This window comes from Amycolatopsis orientalis DSM 43388, from assembly GCF_000411975.1.
Lineage (GTDB): Bacteria > Actinomycetota > Actinomycetes > Mycobacteriales > Pseudonocardiaceae > Amycolatopsis > Amycolatopsis orientalis_D.
On sequence record NZ_ASXG01000015.1, the window covers coordinates 50,994 to 71,133 of the forward strand.

Sequence of the window (20,140 nt, forward strand, 5' to 3'; positions counted from 1 at the left end):
AGCGGACGACGAACGCCCACCGGGGTCCCCGGTGGGCGTTCGCGTCGAGGATGGTTCTCTCATCGACTAGTCTCTGTCAGCCTTCGTACCAGCTCAAGGAGACCTTCAGGAAATCGCCTTGACGGCGGTCAGCACCTTGTCCTGCAGGCTCTGCGGGATCGGCACGTAGCCCTTCTCCGACAGCGGCTTCTGGCCGTCGGTCGCGGCCACCGACAGGAACGCCTTGACGGCCTTCGCGACATCCGGGTTCGAGTACTTCGAGCACACGATCTCGTACGTGGTCAGCAGCAGCGGGTAGGCGCCCGGCACGTTGCTGGAGTAGATGCCGTTGAGGTCCATCGCGAGGTCGTTGCTGCCCGGCTTCAGGAACTTGGCCGAGTCGAGCGACTTGGCCACGTTCTCCGCGCTCAGCGCGACGCCGCCGGAGCCGCTGTCGATCTTGGCGGCGGTGACGCCGTCCTTGGCGAACGCGCCCTCCACGTAGGTGATCGCGCCGTCGGCGCCCTTGACCGTCGTGGCCACGCCGTTCGAGCCCTGCGCACCGTTGCCGACGCCGCCGTTGAACTTCTTGCCCGCGCCCTGGGTCCAGACGCCCTTGGCGGCCGCGCCGAGGTACTTCTGGAAGTTGTCGGTGGTGCCCGACTCGTCGGAGCGGGAGACGACCTGGATCGGCTTGTCCGGCAGGTTCAGGCTCTCGTTGCCCTTGATCGCCTTGATCGCCGGGTCGTTCCAGTTCTTGATGCCGCCGTTGAAGATCTTGGCGATGACCTGCGGGGTCAGCGTCAGGTTGTCCACGCCGGAGAGGTGGTAACCGACCGCGATCGGGCCGACGACCAGCGGGATGTTCCACGCGGGGGAGCCGCAGCGCTTGGTGGCGGCCTCGAGGTCGGCGTCCTTGATCGGCGAGTCCGAGCCGCCGAAGTCGACCTGGTTGCCGTTGAACTGCTTCACGCCGGCACCGGAACCGGTGGCGTTGTAGTTGACCTTCTGACCGTCGCACTTCTTGCCGTAGGCCTGGTTGAAGATGTCGATCGCGTTCTTCTGCGCGGTCGAACCCTCACCGGACAGGGGGCTCTTGCCGCCGCAGTCGACCTGGGCGGTTCCGGTGGCGGCGGGAGCGGCGGAGTTCGAGCCCGAGCCGCTGTTGGACGCCGAAGGGTCGGAGCCACAAGCGGCGAGGACGAGCGCGGCGCTCGCCACGATGCCGACGGCACCCAGGGGCCGCATGATCTTCACTGCATTTCCTCCACTCGGAGATGTGCCTTTTCGTATCCGGTCGGGATCGGCGGGCGGCGGGTGAGCCGCACCGGAACCGGACACTAGGCAGCCTCGGTGGACGCTCGTCCTAGGTTGGGTGAACGGGAGGTGAACAAGTCACCGTTTGTGAGCAGGACTACTACCCCGAACGGGTGCCGTGGCCTGGTCGTGACCTGCTAGTACGCGGAAAGTAACACAGGTCACCGGCCGCGCCAACGGTGATCACGCACCGTACTGAACGTCGGTCTCGAAACGCTCGAACCCCAGCTTGTTGTACACAGCCAAGGCCGCGGCGTTGTCGCCCTCGACGTACAGGATGACCCTCGGTAGCCCCCGGGAGCGCAGGTAGCGCAGTCCGGCGAGCGTCAGCGCCTTCCCCAGGCCACTACCCTGAGTAGCGGGATCGACGCCAACAACGTAGACCTCCCCCACCGGGTCTCCGTCGAACCGGCCGGGCACCGGGTCGTGCACCTTCGTCCAGTGGAAGCCGACGACCTCGCCGCTCCCGTTCTCCGCGAGGAAGAAGCCGGCCGGGTCGAACCAGGCCTGCCGCTCTTCGGCCCGGACCTCGGCGACGGTCAGCGCGCCCTGTTCCGGATGCCAATCGAACGCGCGCGCGTTGACCGCGACCATCGCGTCCTCGTCCTGGCCCGGAACGAAGGTGCGCAGCCGGAAACCGTTGTGCAGCACCGGTTCCGGCCAGTCCGCCGCGGCCGCGTCGGCGTGCAGGACCAGCAGTTCGCGCTGCCGGCCGAGGCCGAGTTTCCCCGCGATCGCCGCCGCACCCGGGTGATCGCCGTGCGCCCACACGCGGAATCCCGCGTCGGCGCGCTTGACCAACGCCTGCGCGAGCGCGGTACCGACACCCCGCCGCCGGAACTGCGGGTGCACGAAAAGCTCCGCGACCTGATGGCCGTGGGAATCGCCTTCGGGATCAAGGTGGACGTATCCGGCCGGCGCGCCGTCGACGCGGGCGAGGAGATGCAGCCCGCCCTCGAATTCACGCGGCAGCGGCCCGGTCGAGTCGACTTCGGGACGTCCGTCAGTCGCTTTGACCGCGAGCAGCACTTCACGCACCGCGTCGTCGGGTTCGGTCGTCCAGTCGCCAAGGTCGATAGCCACGAACCGACCTTACCGGCGAACGTCAGTGCGAGGTCAGCTCCGAAGCGTCGGCCGGAACAGCGTCGGCCGGAACGGCGACCGCCGGCTTCGCGCCCTTCGCCGGCCGCTCGAACTTGTAGCCGACGTTTCGCACCGTGCCGATCATCTGCTCGTGCTCCGGGCCGAGCTTCGCGCGAAGCCGCCGTACGTGGACGTCGACCGTGCGCGTGCCGCCGAAGAAGTCGTAACCCCACACTTCCTGCAGCAGCTGCGCGCGGGTGAACACGCGACCGGCGTGCTGGGCGAGGTACTTGAGGAGCTCGAACTCCTTGTACGTCAGTTCGAGCGTGCGACGGCGCAGCTTCGCCGTGTACGTCGCTTCGTCGATGACGAGGTCGCCTACGCGCAACTCGGCATCTGCCTGCAGACCGACGCCGTCGCGAGTGGTGGCCAGCCGCAGCCGCGCGTCGACCTCCGCGGGACCCGCGGTGGGCAGCAAGATGTCGTCCGTACGCCATTCCGAGTTGACGGCGACCAGACCGCCTTCGCCGACGACCGCGATGACCGGCGTGCCCGCTTCGTCCTCCGCGCCCTTGAGCAGACGGCACAGGCTCTTCGCGGACGCGAGATCGCTGCGCGCGTCGAGCAGGATGACGTCCCGGTGGCCCGCGTCGAGCAGCGCCGTCACTTCCGGCTCGCGTACGCGTACGGTGTGCGGCAGCAGGTCCAGCGCGGGTAGTACGGAGGTAGCGTCGAGTTCCCCCGTCAGCACCAGCAGGTCCAAGCTCATGATTCCGCACCGCCTTCAGATTCGTCGCCTCGAACGTGGCGTCGGTCGGTGCTAAGTGAGAATAGCGGGTGAACACCCCGGCACCTAGCGCGTGCTGGATCGATCACACCTGGGCGAACCGTCCGGGCGTGACCCGCACCACGACGAAATCCACCCGAACAGGAGAACCGAGGCGATGGCGAGCAGGCCCGTGACCCGGGACGACCGACCGGCCAGCAACCCCGGCGGCGGCCGCCGCGGCAGGCGCGTGCGCCGGTGGGTCATCGTGCTGGGAGTGCTGGTACTCCTGCTGGTCGGGGCGGATTTCGGAGCGGCGGCCTACGCCGAGCACACGATCTCGCAGAAGGCCCGCGCACAGCTCGGGCTGAGCGACGATCCGTCGGTCACCATCCACGGCTTCCCGTTCACCGTGCAGGCGCTCTCGGGTGACTACAGTCACATCACCGTTTCCGCGGACGGCGTGCCGGTCGGCAGCGAACTGCGCGACCTGCGGGTGAGCGCCGAACTGGAGAACGTCATCGCGCCGCTGTCGGACCTCACGTCCGGCAACACCAAGGCGGTGAAGATCGGCAAGCTCACCGGCGCGGTGACGATCAAGGCGTCCGACCTCGCCCGCGTCTCGCCGCTGAACAAGATCCAGAACCTGAAGATCGAGCAGTCGACCCAGGCATATGTGAAGTACGGCGACACCGAACAGGGCAAGCAGCCGGACCCGACGCCGACGAACGCCGAGGGCGAACCGGCCGACGGCACCAGCGCGGGCGTGCGGATCTCCGGCGACGTGCAGGTGGCCGGGCAGAAGGTGGAGATCTTCTGTTTCGCGCTGATCCAGCTCGAGAAGAAGTCGATCTCGATCGTGCCGTACCGGTTGCAGTTCGGGAATGACCAGAGCACCACGGTCGTTCCGGACGCTGTGCAGAAAGCTCTGCTGCCGAACTTCCGGGCGAGCATCAACACGGCCCGGCTGCCGCTGTCGGTCACCCCGACCGCGGTCCGCGTCGACAGCGGTTCGGTGACCATCAAGGGCGAAGCGCAGGACGTGAACTTCGCCGACCTGTCCACCAACCACGGAGGCTGATCCCGGTGACCGGAGTGTGGGTGCTGCTGGCGACGCTGGTCGTCGCGACGGCCGCGGGCCTCGTCCTGCGCGCTCGCAACGGCCGGATCCGCGCGGCCAAACCGGCCGTGCAGGGCCGCCCGCTCCCCGCTCCGGTCGCCGCGGCCCTTGATCCGGAATCCGCCGTCACCCTGGTGCAGATCTCCACCACGTTCTGCACCCCGTGCCGGCACACGCGGGCGATTCTGTCGTCGCTCGCGGAGAAGACCGACGGCCTGCACCACGTCGACCTGGACGTCACCGATCGTCCCGAGGTCGCGCAGGCGCTGTCGGTGCTCAGCACGCCGACCACGCTCGCGCTGGACCCGGAAGGCCGGGAACTGCTGCGCGTGGGCGGCGTGCCCAAGGGCCCGGAGCTGCTCGAGGCGCTCCGCCCGCACCTCACCGCCGCGTCGCACTGACCCGGGGCCGCCGGCCCGCGATCGGCGGCGGTTGATTCTCAGGATCCGGACCTCGTCCCAAGGAATGAACATGGTTCCGGGAGCGAGCGAGCCTGGGTACCCTCCCCCCTGTGGACGAGCTGCCCATCACCCTCTTGACGCAGCGCCGCGCGGTCGATTTCTGCCGCGTGCGCAGCAGCTTGTGTCTGCCTTTGTCCGGTCGGCGCTGAAGCACGTCTCGCGCCGTCCCGTAGCCGCACCCGTCTTCGCCGCGTGTTTCCGCACGCGTTTCCCCTCGCACTGAGCAGGAGGAACCCATGTCCGCCGGACCGGCCGTAGACCCGCGAGGCCCCAGGTTCGCCGCGATCGTGACCACGGTGGTGCTCGCCGTCGTGCTGATCACGCAGTGGTGGCCGTTGCTCGCCCTGCAGACCGTGGTCTTCGCGATCGGTGCGTTCGTCGGGCTCAAGCCCGCGCCGTACTCGGTGCTGTACCGGCTCGTGGTCGCGCCGCGGCTCGGACCGACCAGCGAACGCGAGGACGCCGCCCCGCTGCGGTTCGCACAGGCGGTCGGGTTCGTGTTCGCGCTCGTCGGCACGATCGGATTCGCGGCGGGCGTGACCCCGCTCGGCGTGGTCGCGACCGCGTTCGCGCTCTTCGCCGCGTTCCTCAACGCGGCGTTCAACTACTGCCTCGGGTGCCAGATGTACCTGCTGATCAAGCGTTTCAGCCCGGCACGGGCGTCCTCGTAAAACCCTTAACCCAGAAAGAGAGTCAGTCTCCATGAGCCGAGAAGACGTCCTGGTCACCACCCAGTGGGCCGAGGAGAACCTGGACACCCCCGGCGTGGTGTTCGCCGAGGTCGACGAGGACACGACCGCCTACGACAACGGGCACATCCGCGGCGCGGTGAAGCTCGACTGGCGCAAGGACCTCCAGGACGGCGTCCGCCGCGACTTCGTCAACAAGGAGGGCTTCGAGAAGCTCCTGTCGGAAAAGGGCATCTCGAACGACGACCGCGTGATCCTCTACGGCGGCAACAACAACTGGTTCGCCGCGTACGCGTACTGGTACTTCAAGCTCTACGGCCACGAGAAGGTGCAGCTGCTCGACGGCGGCCGCAAGAAGTGGGAGCTGGACGGCCGCGAGCTGAACTCCGACGAGGTCAAGCGCGAGCCCACCAACTACCAGGCCAAGGAGCAGGACCTGTCGCTGCGCGCATTCCGCGACGAGGTCGTCCAGTCGATCGGCTCGAAGAACTACATCGACGTCCGCTCGCCGGACGAGTTCTCCGGCAAGCTGCTCGCCCCGGCGCACCTGCCGCAGGAACAGTCGCAGGTGCCGGGCCACATCCCGGGCGCGCTGAACGTGCCGTGGGCGAAGGTCGCCAACGAGGACGGCACCTTCAAGTCCGAGCAGGAGATCAAGGACCTCTACGCCGAGGCCGGCTACGACGAGAACAAGCCGACCATCGCGTACTGCCGCATCGGCGAGCGTTCGTCGATCGCCTGGTTCGCCCTGCACGAGCTGCTCGGGCAGAAGGACGTGAAGAACTACGACGGTTCGTGGACGGAATACGGTTCGCTGGTCGGCGTTCCGGTCGAGTTGGGAGCTAAGTGATGGCAGACGGCTGCAGCGCACCGGCACAGGTCGCGACCCCGGCGGACTTCGACACCAATGGCCAGGTCGTGCTAGCGGGCAAGGTCACCGGCGCGGACGGGCCGGTCGGCGGCGCGTTCGTCCGGCTGCTCGACGGCGGCGGCGACTTCGCCGGCGAGGTCGTGTCCTCGGCGGACGGCGACTTCCGCTTCTACGCGGCCGAGGGTTCCTGGACGGTGCGCGCACTGCACCGCACGGGCAACGGCGAGGCCAACGTCACCGCGGAGGGACCGGGCCTGCACCAGCTGGCCATTTCGGTTGCCTGACAACGCTTTATCGCAGAAGGGCTCCTCGGTTTCCGAGGGGCCCTTCTCGCGTCCGCGGGACGCTTGACGCCCGAACGGGCACGCAGCCAGCACAGTGAACGCCGCGCGACAGGTAGGGAATGGCCCGCGGAGTCGCCGCTTCTCGATCACGGCAGCACGCTCACCACCTGCTCGCGGAGCGCGATGGCGGTGACCGAAGCGGCACTGCTGGCGGTGACCGTCCTCACCGACGCGACCCTGCGCAGCGCCAGATCGGCCGGGGCGGACTATTGTCCTCGCTGTGGAGACCTTGTTTACGACCCTGTTGATCATCGCGGGCATCGCCACCGTGTGGTTCGCGGTCTACGTCGTCTACCGGCTGTACGCCGACCAGCGCTGATCAGCATGACGAGTGGCGACGAAGCCATCGCGGCAGCCGAGAAGCGGGCGGCCAGCACGCGCGACCGCAACCTGCCATTGTGGGACGACCTGCCGATCCCGAACGACACGGCGAACCTGCGCGAGGGCCCGAACCTGAACGACGCGTGCCTCGCGCTGCTGCCGCTCGTCGGCGTCTGGCGCGGCGAGGGCGAGATCGACTACCCGACCATCGACGGGCCGATCAAGTTCGCCCAGCAGCTGACCGTGTCCCACGACGGCCGCCCGTTCCTGTTCCACGAGGCGCGCTCGTGGCTGCTGAACGAGGACGGCAGCGTGCTGCGGCCGGCCGCCCGCGAGAGCGGGTTCTGGCGGCCGCAGGAGGACGACACCCTGGAACTGCTGCTCACGCACAGCTCCGGCATCGTCGAGCTGTTCTACGGGAAACCCCGCAGCCAGACCGCCTGGGAACTCGGCACCGACGCGGTCCTCCGCACCGCGACGGCCAAGGAGGTCACCGGCGCGCAGCGGCTGTACGGGCTGGTGAACGGCGACCTCGGGTACGTCGAGGAGCGCGCGATGGTCGGTCAGGAAATGCAGCCGCACGCCTCCGCGCTGCTGCGCCGCGTGGTGGGCTGAGGCTCCGGGAGACGCCGTGCGCTGGCGGCGGTACGGCGAACAGGCCGCTCTGCTCGACTGCGCCTCGCTCGAGGAGATGAGCGCGGCCCGGGCGACCCTCACCGAAGCCGCGCTGGACGGCGTCGAGGAGATCGTGCCCGGGGCCCGCACGCTGCTGGTGGTCGCTTCCGCCGGCGCGTTGGAAGCTGCGCGTTCCTTGCTGGCCTCGGCTGATCTGGCCCATCCACCGGCTGGAGACGGGCGCGAAGTCGTGCTGGACGTGCGCTACTCCGGCGAAGACCTCTCCCTGGTCGCCGAGGACGCGGGGCTCAGCGTCGACGAGGTCATCACTCTCCACACCAACGCCGTCTACACGGTCGCGTTCACCGGCTTCGCGCCCGGTTTCGGCTACCTCGCCGGACTTCCCGCGGAACTGCACCAGCCGCGGCTCACCTCGCCCCGCACCCGCGTCCCCGCTGGCTCGGTGGCCATCGCGGACGAGTACACCGGCGTCTACCCACGAGAATCCCCTGGTGGCTGGCGGTTGCTCGGGCATACCGAGGCGACGCTCTTCGACCCGTCGGCCGCGCAACCGGCGTTGTTCACGCCCGGGCTCCGCGTTCGGTTCCGGAGCGTTTGATGCGCGCCTTGGAGATCGTCTCGCCCGGTTCGCTGGCTCTGGTGCAAGACCTCGGCCGTCCCGGTTACGCACATCTGGGCGTCCCACCTTCGGGGGCTCTCGACGTCACTGCGTTGCGGCTCGGCAACCGGCTGGTCGGCAACTCCGAGGACGCCGCCGGGATCGAAACCGTGCTGGGCGGACTGACCGTCCGGGCGACCGCGTCATGCACTGCCGCGGTGACCGGGCCGCCGGTCGCGGTGTTGGTGGACGACCGAGAAACCAGCTCGCACCTGCCGATTCCCCTGCGCCCGGGCCAAACGCTGACGATCGGCCGCCCCGCGTCGGGGTTGCGCTGCTACCTGACGGTGTCCGGCGGAATCGCGGTGCCGCCGGTGCTGGGAAGCCGGTCGACCGATGTCCTCTCTGGACTCGGCCCCTCGCCGTTGGAGGCGGGCACGACGGTCCCGCTCGGTCCCGTCAGCGGGATTCCGTCCGGTGCCGACGTGGTCGCTGCCTCCTCCGTGCCGCCCCAGTTGACCGTGCCGGTCTTGCTTGGGCCCCGCGACGACTGGTTCGCCGACGCCGCGAGCGCGCTCAACGCACAGTGGACAGTCACCGCGGAATCCAACCGAGTGGGCGTCCGCCTCGACGGGCCACCGCTACGTCGAGTGTCCAATTCGGAATTGCCCAGCGAAGGCGTGCTCACCGGCGCGATCCAGGTCCCGCCGAACGGATTGCCGCTGGTGTTCCTCGCCGATCACCCGACCACGGGCGGTTATCCGGTGGTCGCGGTCGTGAGACGGGCGTCACTCGGCGCACTCGCGCAAGCACGCCCCGGAACCTTGGTGCGGTTCCGCGCGTCCTTCTAAGCGTGGAACGGGTAACGATCACCGGCGGCGCGGGTTTCCTGGAGCTGAACACCGGAGGACGAGTGGAGCTGCCGCAGTCGCTGCGCATCGCGCTCGCGACCGGCCAGGTACGCCTCCCGCTGGCGGAAACCCTCCGCGAACTGCTGGCGCTGCTCGTCGACGGCCACTACCGAGTCAGCGGCCCGCAGCGGTTCGAGGCCGGCGACCTGGTCCCGGCGAACGACTGGCCGGACGACGACGATGCCCGGGTCGCGTACTACCGCACGGCGATCCGCTCCGGACACCGGCCAGTGGCGGTGGTTTTGTCCGGTACACGTCCGTTGTTGGTGGACGGGCACCACAAGATCAGCGCTTATCGGGCGGAGGGGGTCACGCCGTCGGTGGTGCTTATTTCGGCTGCTCGGGCGGACATCGCAAGTGGCTGAGAAGTTCGCCGGCGGGCTGAACACCGTCGTCCGGGTCGGCGACACGGTCCGGCGCGAGCGCAGACCGTGGAGCGGCCGGGTCGCCGCGCTGCTGCGCCACCTCGAAAAAACCGGCTTCCGGCAGGCTCCGCGGTATTTCGGCGCCGTCGGCGACACGGACGTGCTGGAGTTCCTGCCTGGTGAGGTCGGCAACTACCCGCTGACCTCGGCGGCCCGCAGGACCACCGCGCTTATTTCCGCCGCGAAGTTGCTTCGCCGGTACCACGACGCGACCGCAGATCTCGGACTGCCCGGCGGCTGGATGCTGCCCGACCGAGAACCGGCCGAGGTCATCTGCCATGGCGACTTCGCGCCGTACAACTGCGTGCTGCGCGGTGAAGAGGTCGTGGGCCTGATCGATTTCGACACCGCGCATCCCGGCCCGCGCTCGCACGACCTCGGGTACGCCGTCTACCGGTTCGCGCCACTCACCCACCCGGCCAACGAGGACGGATTCGGGTCGGTCGAAGAGCAGGCCGCCCGCGCGAGACTGTTCTGCGACAGCTACGGAGTGACCGACCGCGCGGCAATCATCGAATCGGCTGCCGACCGGCTGCGCGACCTAGTGCAGCTGATGCGCACCCAAGCCGCGTCCGGCCACGAGGGCTTCGCGAGCCACCTCGCGGCCGGACACGATCGGGTCTATCTGCGGGACCTCGAGTACCTCGACGCGAACGCCGGTCAGTACTCGCTCTCGTAAGCCGCCACCAGTTCGCCGTGCAGCGTGGTCGAATCCGGCAGTGCCGTCCCGTTCAGCGTGTGCACCCGGGTCACCTTCCGCACTGACGACGTGAGGAAAACGCCGTCCCCGCGCGGCAAGTCGTCCACCGAGAACGGCTCCACCTTCACCGACCAGCCCGCCTTCTCCGCACCGCGGAACAACGCGTACTGCGTCGTTCCTGGCAGGATGCCAATAGTGGACGGCGGGGTGTAGAGCGTCCGCTCCTTCGCCAGGACGACCGTCGAGGTCGGTCCTTCGAGCACCGAATCGTCGGTAGCGGTGAAGATCACATCTTGGGCCCCGCGCCGGGCCGCCTCGCGCAGGGCGGCCATGTTCATCGCGTAGGAAACCGTTTTCGCACCGAGCAAAAGCCACGGGGCGCGCTCGGCGAGTTCGGGGCCGAAACCGCGTTCCAGGGTCACCACGGAAACGCCTTCGGTGCGCGCCCGCAGCACCTTCTCGTCGACTTCCAGTCCCAGCGCGAACGCCGTCGGCTTGCCCTGCGGATCGCCGTCGACACCCCGCGTGTACACGAGTTTCAGCGCGATCTCCGGACCGCCCTGCCACGCGTCGACGACCGCCTGCGCGGCTCGGGCGAAGCCGTCGAGGTCGGGGTCGGGCAGGTCGAGCATCGCCGCGGAACGGGCGAGCCGGTCGAGGTGCGGACGCATTTCCCGCGGCTTTTTCACAGCCACGAGGATCGTTTCGAACACCCCGTCTCCGCGCAGCAGGCCGAGGTCGTCCACCCGGAGGTGAGCGGCTTCGGGGTCGGCCAGTGAACCGTCGAGGAAGGCGAGAACGCGCATCCTCACAAGGTACTCACTTACGCTTGGGGTTATGCCGTACAGCTCGCCGCTGCTCGAAATCCCGCGCGCGGTCGCCGCGCCCGAGGGCCATCCGGAAGCCGGAGTTCCGTGGCACTGGGGCGATCCGTTCGCCGAGCAGCGCACCGCCGCCCGAGGAGTGGTCGTGATCGACCGCTCGCACCGCGAAATCCTCGCCGTCACCGGCGAGGAACGCTTGTCCTGGCTGCATTTGGTGATCTCGCAGCACGTCACCGAACTCGCCGAGAACACCGGCACCGAAGCGCTCGTCCTCGACAGCCAAGGCCACGTCGACACCCATTTCGTCCTCGCGCACAGCGGCGAGACGGTGTATCTCGACAGCGACCCCGGCCCGGTCGCCACGAGCGCGTTGCCCAAGGGCGGCAAGCAAACCCTGCGCGAGTACCTCGAAGCGATGAAGTTCTGGTCCAAGGTCGAGATTCGCGACGCGACGGAAGAACTGGCCGTTCTCACCGTGCTCGGCCCGGAAACCGACAGCGTGCTCGGCATCGAACTCGGCACCGAGCCGTATTCGGTGGCGGCGCTGCCCGAGGGCGGCTTCGCGCGCCGGATGCCGTGGCCGACGCGAGCGGGCGCGGACCTGGTCGTGCCGCGCGCTCAGCTCACCCAGTGGTGGCAACGGCTCACCGACGCGGGCGCGCGTCCGGCTGGCTCGTGGACCTTCGACGCGCTGCGGGTGGAATCGCGGCATCCGCGGCTCGGCGTCGACACCGACGAGCGGACGATCCCGCACGAGGTCGGCTGGATCGGCTCGGCCGCGCACGTCGCGAAGGGCTGCTACCGCGGTCAGGAAACCGTCGCGAAGGTGCACAACGTCGGCCGCCCGCCGCGGTATCTCGCGCTGCTGCATCTCGACGGTTCGCCGGAGATCACGCCGGAGACCGGCGACCCGGTGAAGCTCGGCGAGCGCGTGGTCGGCCGGGTCGGCACGGTCGCGCAGCACCACGAACTCGGGCCGATCGCGCTGGCGCTGGTCAAACGCTCGGTGCCGGGCGGGGCGGAGCTGCTGGCCGGCGACGAGGACCGAGTGGTCCAGGCCACTGTCGATCCGGACTCGGTGCCGGGCGAGCACGCGGCGCCCGGACGGGAAGCAGCGCAGAGACTACGGGGCTGAAGTGAACTCGACGGTAGCGTCGTCGCCGAATGTGGAGCAGGATGTGCCCGTGATCGAAGTGCGTCCCGGCGGGCGACGACGGATCGACCGCGTCCTCGGCCCGGGATATCTCACCGGATTAGGCGACTTGCCGCTCCCGGTGCTGCGCGAGCGGCGCGACGAGGCCGCGCAGGAAGAGACGGATCTGTCCTACCTGCGCCGGCTCCTGCACGCCCGCATCGACATCGTGCGCGCCGAACAGGAGCGCCGCTCGTCCGGCGGGGAAGCCAGCATCGTCGACCGGCTCGCGTCCATCCTCGCCGACAACGCGCTCGGCCCGGCCGCCGGTTCCGGCCGCCACCAGCAGCTCGAACCGTCCCGGGCGGGCGAGCACCGCAGGCACGCGGAGGCGCTGATCGGCGACACCGGACTCACCGACGTCGGCTCCCTTTCCGACGACAAGCTCGCCGCCGCGCTGGACACCTACGCGGCCGAGGAAGCGTCCGTGTCGTCCTTCCGCCGCCAGGTCCAGACCGTGATGGACACGCTCAACGCCGAGATCGCGGCGCGCTACAGCAGCGGGGCGGCCACGGTCGACCAGCTGCTGGACAGCGAACTGGGGCGCGCCGAAGAATGACCGGCCAGCCGATCCTCGTCGAGGTCGTCCGGAACGGGTTCGTCGAGAGCGTGCACCACGGGTGTCTCGTCGGCACCGCGCCGGACGGCTCGGTCCAGTTCTCCGCGGGCGACGTGACCAGCCCTTTCTTCCCTCGCTCGGCGAACAAGCCGCTGCAGGGCGTCGGGATGCTCCGCGCCGGGCTCGGCTACGACGGCGCGGACCTGGCGCTGGGCTGCGCTTCTCATTCCGGCGAAACCGGACATCTCGAGCGGGTCGCGGCGATGCTGTCCGGAGCCGGGCTCGGCCCCTCGGCGCTGGCCTGCCCGGCCGAGCTGCCGATCGGCGAGGACGCCCGACGCGCGGCCGACGAGCCGCGGAAGATCACCATGAACTGCTCCGGCAAGCACGCCGCGATGCTCGCCACCTGCGTCGCGAACGACTGGCCCACCGACGGCTACCAGCAGCCGGACCATCCGCTGCAGGTCCAGCTCGCGAAGACAGTCGAGGAGCTGACCGGCGAGTCCATCGCCGCGGTCGGGGTCGACGGCTGCGGCGCGCCTCTGTTCGCGTTCTCCCCGACTGGCCTCGCGCGTTCCTTCGGCAAGCTCGTTCAGGCCGAGCCAGGAACCGAGGAGCGCCGAGTCGCGGACGCGATGCGCGCACACCCGTGGCTGGTGGCGGGCACCGGCCGGGAGGACACGCGGTTGATGCAGGCGGTGCCCGGGTTGCTGTCGAAGAGCGGTGCGGAAGGTGTCCTGGCGTTCACGCTCGGCGACGGCACGGCGTGCGCGATCAAGATCGCGGACGGCAACAAGCGAGCCTTGGCGCCGCTGGCCATGGCCGTGCTCGCGCACCTGGGCATCGAGACCCCGGAAGAGCTCTCCGACCTGGCCCGCCCGCCGGTGCTCGGCGGCGGTCAGCCGGTCGGCGAACTGCGGGTCAGTTGGAGTGCTCCTTAGCCGCGAGGTCGCCCCAGAACTCGCGCAGCTGCGAAAACAGCTCGGCCAGCTCCTCGACGTTCCCGGTGCGCAGCGCGTCGAGGATGTCGTGGACCTCCTCCGCGGTGGAGTCGGCGTCGAGCAGCGAATCGGCGAACAACTGCACGAGACCGCCGTAGTCGAGTTCGACGATCGAGTCCGGGTCGAAGCTCTCCAGCCACTGCCGGGTCTGCGCGAGCACCCGGCCGGGACCGGAGTCGCCGAAGGTGGTTTCGATCAGCTCGCTGGCCTCGGACGCGCGGCGCAGCGCCGCCGACATCGGCGTGCGCCAGGACGCCTCCCGGATCGGGTCGGCCGGTCCGCTGCCGAGGACGAGCTTGCGCTCGTCCGGGTCGACCAGCGAGAACCAGGGCAACGGGACGGTCCAGGTGGTGGTGAGGGTGTGCGCGGCCGCGGCGGTGAGGTCGCTCATCGCGGCCTTCGTCTGCGCGCGGGCCCGGTCCGCGGTGACGCCGCCCGCCTCGAGGACCGCCATCCGCAACGCCGGCTCGGCGTCGGCGAGGAAGGTGCTCAGTGCCGCGGCGGAGCGGGCGCGCAGTTCGAGCGGGCACGCGAACGGGCCCTCCGCCGCATGGCCGGCCGGGACGTCGGCCGGGTCGAGCACGAGCACGTCGGTGACGAGGCTCGGCGAGGGCCGTCCGTCGCTCAGCTGGGCGGGCAGCAGCCGCACCGGCGCGGCCGCCTGTGACTTGAGCCACATCTGCTGTTCGCGTTCGCCGATCCCGACCCGGCTGAGCCCGCCCGCGGAAACGGCCTCGACCAGCTGTTGCGCGGGAGGATCGCCCAGCGCGCGCAGAGGTTCGTACACCCGCAGATAGGCCACGAAGGGTCGGAGCACCCGAGCATCGTGGCACGCCGACCAGCGCCGATCGGCATCGACGTGCCGGTAACCGGCGTCCGGCGGACACTGTCACGACGAGCACACCGTGCCACGTCGCATCCAACCCCCGGGACACGGTACGGTGTCAGCAGGAAAGAACTGTCGAGACGATGCGGGGCCGCCGATTCCCCCGGCCGCCCCGCCCCTGTGCGAGGGGGTCGAGCCATGGGGCGCGGCCGGGCTAAGGCCAAGCAGACGAAGGTGGCGCGCGAGCTCAAGTACAGCTCCCACGACACCGATTTCGATGCTTTGCAGCGCGAGCTGTCGAGTAGTTCCTCGGACAACCACGAGGACGACAAGCGGTACGAGGACCCGTACGACGACGGGTACGACGAGTACCGCCGTTGACGCAGGCACACGACACGCGAGGGCGGGATCGGACCTAGGTCCGGCACGCCCTCGTGCGTTGTGTGCTGCCCGTTTCTCACCACCGCCGGTGAGCTGACGAAGGAGTTGGACGGGTGAGCGACATCGCACGAGTAGGTGTGGTCGGGGCCGGCCTGATGGGCTCCGGCATCGCCGAGGTGCACGCCAGGTCCGGGTTGGACGTGCTGGTCACCGAGGTGAACCAGCCCGCCCTCGACGCGGGCAAGGCGCGCATCGAGAAGTCGCTGCAACGCGGCGTCAAAAGCGGCAAACTGGCCGCCGAGGACGCCGAGGCGGCACTCGGGCGGCTGCGCTTCACCACCGATCTCGCCGAGTTCGCCGACCGCGATCTCGTCGTCGAGGCCATCCTGGAACAGGAGCAGGCCAAGGTCGACGTGTTCCGGGAGCTGGACAAGATCGTCGAGCGCGAGGACGCGGTGTTCGCGTCCAACACGTCGTCGATCCCGATCATGAAGCTCGGCATGGCCACCGGCCGTCCGCAGCAGGTCGTCGGCATCCACTTTTTCAACCCGGTGCCGGTGCTGCCGCTGGTCGAGCTGGTTCCGTCGCTGCTGACCAGCGAGGAGACCGCCCGCCGAGCCGAGGAGCACGCCACCGGCGCGCTGGGCAAGACGGTGATCCGATCGCAGGACCGGGCGGGGTTCATCGTGAACTCGCTGCTCGTGCCGTATCTGCTGTCGGCGATCCGGATGATCGAATCGGGCTTCGCCTCGGCCGAGGACATCGACCGCGGCATGGAGCTGGGCACGGCGCATCCGATGGGTCCGCTGCGGCTGTCCGACCTGATCGGCCTCGACACCATCAAGGCGATCGCGGACTCGATGTACGCGGAGTTCAAGGAGCCGCTGTACTCGTCCCCGCCGCTGCTGCTGCGCATGGTGGACGCCGGGCTGCTCGGCAAGAAGTCCGGCCGCGGGTTCTACTCGTACTCCTGACTTTCGGTGCGAGCCGGAGCGGCTTTTCCCCGCCGTGCGAGGTCGGGCGCGTCGCTCAGCGGAACGCCGCTCGCCGGGCGGCCCGGCGCAGCACCGTCAGGATCGCCGGGCCCAGCACGACGATCGCGACCAGGTTCGTGAGCGCGCGGCCGGTGTCCCAGCCCAGGGTCGAGGTCAGCACGGTGAAGACCAGGAACCGGTGCAGGTTCTCGCCGAGCGGACCGCCCGGGACGAAGTCCAGTGCGGTGTGGTTCGCCAGGAACGGCCAAGTGAACATGCTCATCGCGAGGCCGTAGAAGTAGGCGGCGAGCACTCCGTAGACCGCCAGCAGCGCGATCTCCCACCGGCCCTTCGCCCGGCGCGGCAGCACTCCGGCCCCTAGCCCGACCAGCGATGACGCGAGCATCTGGAACGGCAGCCACGGCCCGACCCCACCGGTGAGCAGCGCGGAGGCGAACAGCGACGTCGAGCCGAGGACGAAGCCGAAGCCCGGGCCGAACACCCGGCCGGCCAGCACGAGCAGGAAGAACACCAGCTCGATCCCGCCGGTGCCCGCGCCGAGCGGACGCAGCGCGGCGTTCACCGCGGACAGGACGCCGAGCAGCGCGAGCGCCTTCGCGTCGAGTCCGCCGCTGGACAGCTCGGCCAGCACGATCAGGATCAGCACCGGCAGCGTCACGAGGAAAACGAACGGCGCGTCCGTCGTGTGCGCGGAGGTGCCGACGGTGCTGCGGGCCAGCAGCGGCCAGCAGAACATCGCCAACCCGACCACGACGGCCGCCGTCAGCACCAGCGCCGTGCGGTGCCGGATGCGGACGGCCGGGCCCAGGAAGTCGGTCACGCTAACGCCTTCGCCACCGCGTCCACGGTCAGCCACGGCTCCGGCGCGAGGATCTTCGCCACCTGCGGCGCGAAGGCGGGCGAGGCCACGACGACGTCCGCGGTCGGGCCGTCGGCGACCACTTCGCCCTCGGCGAGAACCACGACGCGATGCGCGGCGGAGGCGACGAACTCGACGTCGTGGGTGGCCAGCAGCACCGCGTGTCCCTCGGCGGTCAGGTCGGCGAGGATGGTCGCGAAATGCCGCTTCGCCGGGTAGTCCAGGCCACGGGTCGGCTCGTCCAACAGCACGACCGCCGGCGCGGCGGCGAGTTGCACGGCCAGGACCAAGGCGAGCCGCTGGCCTTCGGACAGGTCGCGCGGGTTGGTGTCGTCGTTGATGCCCGGCACGAGACGGTCGAGAAGCTTCCGGGCGGTTCCCGCGGCGACCTCCGACTCGACGTCGGCTTGGCGGCATTCCGCTCCGACCGAATCGAGATACAGCAGGTCGGACGGAGTTTGCGGGACTAACCCGACGCGCGCGCGGGCAGCCCGCGACCGGAGCGTCTTCGGGTCCGCGCCGAGGACGTCGACCGTGCCTTCGGATCGAGGACCGCTGCCCTGCAACGCCCACAGCAGCGAGGACTTGCCCGAGCCGTTCCGGCCCATGAGCGCGACAACCTCGCCGCGGTTCAGCCGCAGGTCAACGCCGCGTACCGCGTGCACCCCGCCGTATCGGACCCGCACGCCCTTCGCGGTGAGGACCGGTTCGGCGGTGGTTTGTGCGACCGGAGCCTGACGGCGCTCGGCGAGGCGTTCCCGGAGCGGACGGGCGAGGCGGCGGGCGTCACGGACCGAGAGCGGCAGCGGCGACCAACCCGCCAGCCGCCCCAGCTCGACGATCGGCGGGGCGACGTCGGTATCGGCGAAAACCTCCGCTGGCGGGCCGGAGACGACGGTGCCGTCGCCGGGCAGGTAGAGCAGGCGGTCGGCGTACTGCGCGACGCGTTCCATCCGGTGCTCGGCGACGACGACCGTGGTGCCCAAGTCGTGCACCAGACGGGTGATCGCGGCCAGGACTTCCTCGGCCGCGGTCGGGTCGAGCGCCGACGTCGGTTCGTCCAGCACCAGCACGCTCGGGTGCGCGGTGAGCACCGCCCCGATGGCGACGCGTTGCTGCTGCCCGCCGGAAAGCGTCCGAAGTGGACGGTCACGGAGCTCGGCGATGCCCAGCAGGTCGAGGGTTTCCTCGACGCGCTTGCGCATCACGTCCGGCGCGACGGCGAGCTGCTCCATCGCGTACGCGAGTTCTTCCTCGACGGTGTCGGTGACGAATCCGGCCAGCGGGTCCTGTCCGACCACGCCGACCACTGAGGCCAGTTCGCGCGGTGGATGCGTCGCGGTGTCCAGCCCGGCGACCTTGACCCGACCGGCCAGCGTGCCGCCGGTGAAATGCGGGACCAAGCCGTTGATCGTGCCGAGAAAGGTCGACTTGCCGACTCCGGTGCGTCCGGCGACGAGGCAGAGTTCGCCTTCTTCGATCTCGAGGTCGACGTCCCGGAGCACCGGCTGATCCGCCCCGTCGTAAGTGACGCGGACGTGCGAGAACTCGATCATCGGGCGACCTCCGACACCAGCGCCGGACGCGGCGCGAACCAGGCGGGCAGCACACTGATCAGCACCGCGACGGCCGGCAGCAGCGGCAGCTCCGGCCAGGTCAGCGGGCTGGCCGGGGTAGTCAGCGAAACCGGGTCGGCGAGCAGCACGAGCACCGCGGTCGCGACGCCGCACAGGGCGACCAGCGTTTCCGGCAGCCGCCACGGGTCGGGCCGATAGGTCGTGCGCTGGACGCGCCGTCCGCCCAGCACGAATCCGGCGGCGGCCAGCACCAGACCGGCGATGAGCATCGGCACGCCAGGCCAGGACGCCGTCCCGTCGAGCACGCCGTAGACCCCGACCGCGACGCCGACCAGCCCGGCCAGCACGCAGGTCGCGATCAGCACGCGGACGCGCGGCGAGAGGTAGCCGCGCCGTCCGTAGCCGCGGGAATCCATGGCCGCCGCGAGCTGCAGCGACCGGTCCATGGCGTCGGCGAGCACCGGCACGAAGACCCCTTTCACGAACCGCAGGCCGCGCGTCTTTCCGGAGCGCAGCCGACGCGCCCGGCGCACCCGCTGCACGCTCTCGACCAGCTGCGGGGCCACGGACAGCGCGACGGTGACCGCCGTGCCTACCTCATACAGCGCCCCCGGTACGGCCTTGAGCAGGCGTTTCGGATTCGCTAGCGCGTTCGCGGCACCCACGCAGAGCACGATCGTCGCGAGCCGGAGCCCGTCGTACAGCCCGCCCAGCAGTTCCTCGGCCGAAGTGGGGCCGAGGAGCTGAATGCCGGCCGCGACGCTCGGCAGCGGGATAGTCGGCAGCGTGAACAGGACGTGGCCGCCGTCCTCGCCGCCGATCAGGATCCGGAACAGGACCCGCGACGCCAGGATCACCCCGGCGATCCAGGCGTACATCCGGAACGCCAGTGCCCAAGGCGCGTCGCCGCGGCGGAGCACCACGACGAACCCGGCCACCGCGATCACGAGCGCGAGCAGAACCGGGTTCGTCGTCCGGCTGGCGGCGACGGCGAGCGCGAGCGCCCACACCCACCACGCGCCGGGATGGAGCGCTCGCGGCTTACTCCGCGGCACGCCGGCGGCGCACCGCGACGACCGTCCCGGCCACCACGAGCAGCACGACGACCACGATGCCGATCACGACGCCCCACGGGAAACCACTGTCCGAAGTGGACGCCGGAGCGTGGTTGACGTATGCGACAGCCCTGCGCACCGGCTCGGTGCGCGGCGGCGGATACTCGGCGTAGGACTTGCCGATCGCGAACGACCAGCCCTCGAACGCTCCGGCGGGCGGCTTCCAGCTCTGCGCACCGACCTGCGCCGACTCCCATTTGCCGCCGTTGGTGGCGGTCCAGAAGCTCCACGACGCCTTTTCCGGCGGCATCCCGGTGCACGTCTGGTCGGCGGGTTTGCCCTCGATCTTGCACATCACCGCCAGGCCGTATTTGCCCGCTCCGGTGAGTTCGAAGCCAGCGTTCTGCAGGGCAGTGACGCCGTTTTCCTGTTTGCCGGGCGCGCACCGGATGAGGGTTTCGCCGCCCAGCCCCTGGAAATCGACGATGACCGTGACGCCGTTGTCGTCCTGGCAGTAGCCATCGGTGCCCTTGCCGGGCGTGGTGGCCGAGGCGGAAGAAGCACCGCCGAGGCCGGTGGCGACGAGAAGAGCGCAGCCGGCGAGGACTCGCCCCCAGTGCCGCGCGTGCACGAACCGCATGTCAGATGAA

At 69.8% G+C, this 20,140-nt stretch carries 24 protein-coding genes; 15 read left to right on the forward strand and 9 right to left on the reverse strand.

Features of this window, described 5'->3' with window-relative positions; translation table 11 throughout:
* Positions 1–105 precede the first annotated feature (105 nt).
* The 3 genes from pstS to L942_RS01725 form a co-directional block, all read right to left on the reverse strand.
* A complete protein-coding gene (pstS, locus tag L942_RS01715; RefSeq protein WP_037353946.1) occupies positions 106–1,236 on the reverse strand; it encodes a phosphate ABC transporter substrate-binding protein PstS in 1,131 nt (376 codons plus the stop codon).
* Between the two features lie 243 nt (positions 1,237–1,479).
* Complete coding sequence (mshD, locus tag L942_RS01720) at positions 1,480–2,373, reverse strand: mycothiol synthase (RefSeq protein WP_440201290.1); 894 nt, start codon at positions 2,371–2,373, stop codon at positions 1,480–1,482.
* Between the two features lie 28 nt (positions 2,374–2,401).
* Positions 2,402–3,148 carry a winged helix-turn-helix transcriptional regulator gene (locus L942_RS01725; protein WP_037353952.1) on the reverse strand — a complete coding sequence of 249 codons (747 nt, stop codon included), beginning with the start codon at positions 3,146–3,148 and terminating at the stop codon, positions 2,402–2,404.
* A 175-nt stretch (positions 3,149–3,323) separates the two neighbouring features.
* Here L942_RS01725 and L942_RS01730 point away from each other — a divergent pair, with 175 nt between their 5' ends.
* The 10 genes from L942_RS01730 (at position 3,324) to L942_RS01775 (ending at position 10,200) form a co-directional block, all read left to right on the forward strand.
* Entirely contained in the window at positions 3,324–4,226 is a 903-nt protein-coding gene (locus tag L942_RS01730) for an LmeA family phospholipid-binding protein (protein ID WP_158684402.1), read from the forward strand.
* 5 nt (positions 4,227–4,231) lie between these two features.
* Entirely contained in the window at positions 4,232–4,666 is a 435-nt protein-coding gene (locus L942_RS01735) for a TlpA family protein disulfide reductase (RefSeq protein ID WP_037353954.1), read from the forward strand.
* A gap of 296 nt (positions 4,667–4,962) precedes the next feature.
* Complete coding sequence (locus tag L942_RS01740; RefSeq protein ID WP_037353955.1) at positions 4,963–5,397, forward strand: DUF4395 domain-containing protein; 435 nt, start codon at positions 4,963–4,965, stop codon at positions 5,395–5,397.
* Positions 5,398–5,428: 31 nt separating this feature from the next.
* Entirely contained in the window at positions 5,429–6,265 is an 837-nt protein-coding gene (locus L942_RS01745) for a sulfurtransferase (protein ID WP_037353957.1), read from the forward strand.
* Positions 6,265–6,570, forward strand: a complete 306-nt coding sequence (locus L942_RS01750) for a DUF1416 domain-containing protein (RefSeq protein ID WP_037353959.1) — start codon at positions 6,265–6,267, stop codon at positions 6,568–6,570. The genes L942_RS01745 and L942_RS01750 overlap by 1 nt, the downstream gene beginning before the upstream one ends.
* A gap of 384 nt (positions 6,571–6,954) precedes the next feature.
* Positions 6,955–7,566, forward strand: coding sequence for an FABP family protein (locus tag L942_RS01755; RefSeq protein ID WP_037353961.1), 612 nt, complete (start codon positions 6,955–6,957; stop codon positions 7,564–7,566).
* A 16-nt stretch (positions 7,567–7,582) separates the two neighbouring features.
* On the forward strand, positions 7,583–8,185 hold the full coding sequence (locus L942_RS01760) for a 5-oxoprolinase subunit B family protein (protein WP_037353964.1): 603 nt from the start codon (positions 7,583–7,585) through the stop codon (positions 8,183–8,185).
* The gene (locus L942_RS01765; protein ID WP_037353967.1) at positions 8,185–9,036 is read left to right on the forward strand and encodes a biotin-dependent carboxyltransferase family protein; all 852 of its coding nucleotides are present in this window, start codon (positions 8,185–8,187) and stop codon (positions 9,034–9,036) included. The genes L942_RS01760 and L942_RS01765 overlap by 1 nt, the downstream gene beginning before the upstream one ends.
* Before the next feature lie 2 nt (positions 9,037–9,038).
* Complete coding sequence (locus tag L942_RS45175) at positions 9,039–9,461, forward strand: hypothetical protein (RefSeq protein ID WP_037353968.1); 423 nt, start codon at positions 9,039–9,041, stop codon at positions 9,459–9,461.
* Positions 9,454–10,200, forward strand: coding sequence for an aminoglycoside phosphotransferase family protein (locus tag L942_RS01775; protein ID WP_037353970.1), 747 nt, complete (start codon positions 9,454–9,456; stop codon positions 10,198–10,200). Before L942_RS45175 ends, L942_RS01775 begins: the two co-directional genes overlap by 8 nt.
* Here L942_RS01775 and L942_RS01780 read toward each other — a convergent pair.
* The gene (locus tag L942_RS01780; protein WP_037353973.1) at positions 10,182–11,027 is read right to left on the reverse strand and encodes an aminodeoxychorismate lyase; all 846 of its coding nucleotides are present in this window, start codon (positions 11,025–11,027) and stop codon (positions 10,182–10,184) included. The two genes, L942_RS01775 and L942_RS01780, sit on opposite strands and share 19 nt — an antisense overlap.
* 31 nt (positions 11,028–11,058) lie before the next feature.
* Between L942_RS01780 and ygfZ the strand changes: the two genes are divergently transcribed.
* Genes ygfZ through L942_RS01795 form a run of 3 tightly spaced genes read left to right on the forward strand, consistent with a single transcriptional unit; the run spans position 11,059 to position 13,737 of the window.
* The gene (gene ygfZ / locus L942_RS01785) at positions 11,059–12,180 is read left to right on the forward strand and encodes a CAF17-like 4Fe-4S cluster assembly/insertion protein YgfZ (RefSeq protein WP_037353976.1); all 1,122 of its coding nucleotides are present in this window, start codon (positions 11,059–11,061) and stop codon (positions 12,178–12,180) included.
* Between the two features lie 49 nt (positions 12,181–12,229).
* A complete protein-coding gene (locus L942_RS01790; protein ID WP_037354377.1) occupies positions 12,230–12,796 on the forward strand; it encodes an RsiG family protein in 567 nt (188 codons plus the stop codon).
* Positions 12,793–13,737: an asparaginase gene (locus tag L942_RS01795; protein ID WP_037353978.1), complete on the forward strand. Its 945-nt coding sequence runs from the start codon at positions 12,793–12,795 to the stop codon at positions 13,735–13,737. Before L942_RS01790 ends, L942_RS01795 begins: the two co-directional genes overlap by 4 nt.
* Here L942_RS01795 and L942_RS01800 read toward each other — a convergent pair.
* Positions 13,718–14,614 (reverse strand): hypothetical protein, encoded by an 897-nt coding sequence (locus L942_RS01800; protein WP_037353980.1) that lies wholly within the window; start codon positions 14,612–14,614, stop codon positions 13,718–13,720. The two genes, L942_RS01795 and L942_RS01800, sit on opposite strands and share 20 nt — an antisense overlap.
* Before the next feature lie 207 nt (positions 14,615–14,821).
* Between L942_RS01800 and L942_RS01805 the strand changes: the two genes are divergently transcribed.
* Positions 14,822–15,004: a DUF3073 domain-containing protein gene (locus L942_RS01805; protein WP_037353984.1), complete on the forward strand. Its 183-nt coding sequence runs from the start codon at positions 14,822–14,824 to the stop codon at positions 15,002–15,004.
* Between the two features lie 113 nt (positions 15,005–15,117).
* On the forward strand, positions 15,118–15,978 hold the full coding sequence (locus tag L942_RS01810; protein ID WP_081654903.1) for a 3-hydroxybutyryl-CoA dehydrogenase: 861 nt from the start codon (positions 15,118–15,120) through the stop codon (positions 15,976–15,978).
* A gap of 55 nt (positions 15,979–16,033) precedes the next feature.
* On the opposite strand, the gene L942_RS01815 is transcribed toward L942_RS01810, so the two are convergent.
* From L942_RS01815 to L942_RS01830, 4 genes are read right to left on the reverse strand one after another with little or no spacing between them, the layout of a single operon-like run.
* A complete protein-coding gene (locus L942_RS01815; protein ID WP_037353986.1) occupies positions 16,034–16,819 on the reverse strand; it encodes an ECF transporter S component in 786 nt (261 codons plus the stop codon).
* A complete protein-coding gene (locus tag L942_RS01820; RefSeq protein WP_037353988.1) occupies positions 16,816–18,414 on the reverse strand; it encodes an ABC transporter ATP-binding protein in 1,599 nt (532 codons plus the stop codon). Before L942_RS01820 ends, L942_RS01815 begins: the two co-directional genes overlap by 4 nt.
* Positions 18,411–19,490, reverse strand: coding sequence for a CbiQ family ECF transporter T component (locus L942_RS01825; RefSeq protein ID WP_081654904.1), 1,080 nt, complete (start codon positions 19,488–19,490; stop codon positions 18,411–18,413). The genes L942_RS01820 and L942_RS01825 overlap by 4 nt, the downstream gene beginning before the upstream one ends.
* Complete coding sequence (locus L942_RS01830; RefSeq protein ID WP_037353991.1) at positions 19,477–20,130, reverse strand: hypothetical protein; 654 nt, start codon at positions 20,128–20,130, stop codon at positions 19,477–19,479. Before L942_RS01830 ends, L942_RS01825 begins: the two co-directional genes overlap by 14 nt.
* Positions 20,131–20,140 lie beyond the last annotated feature (10 nt).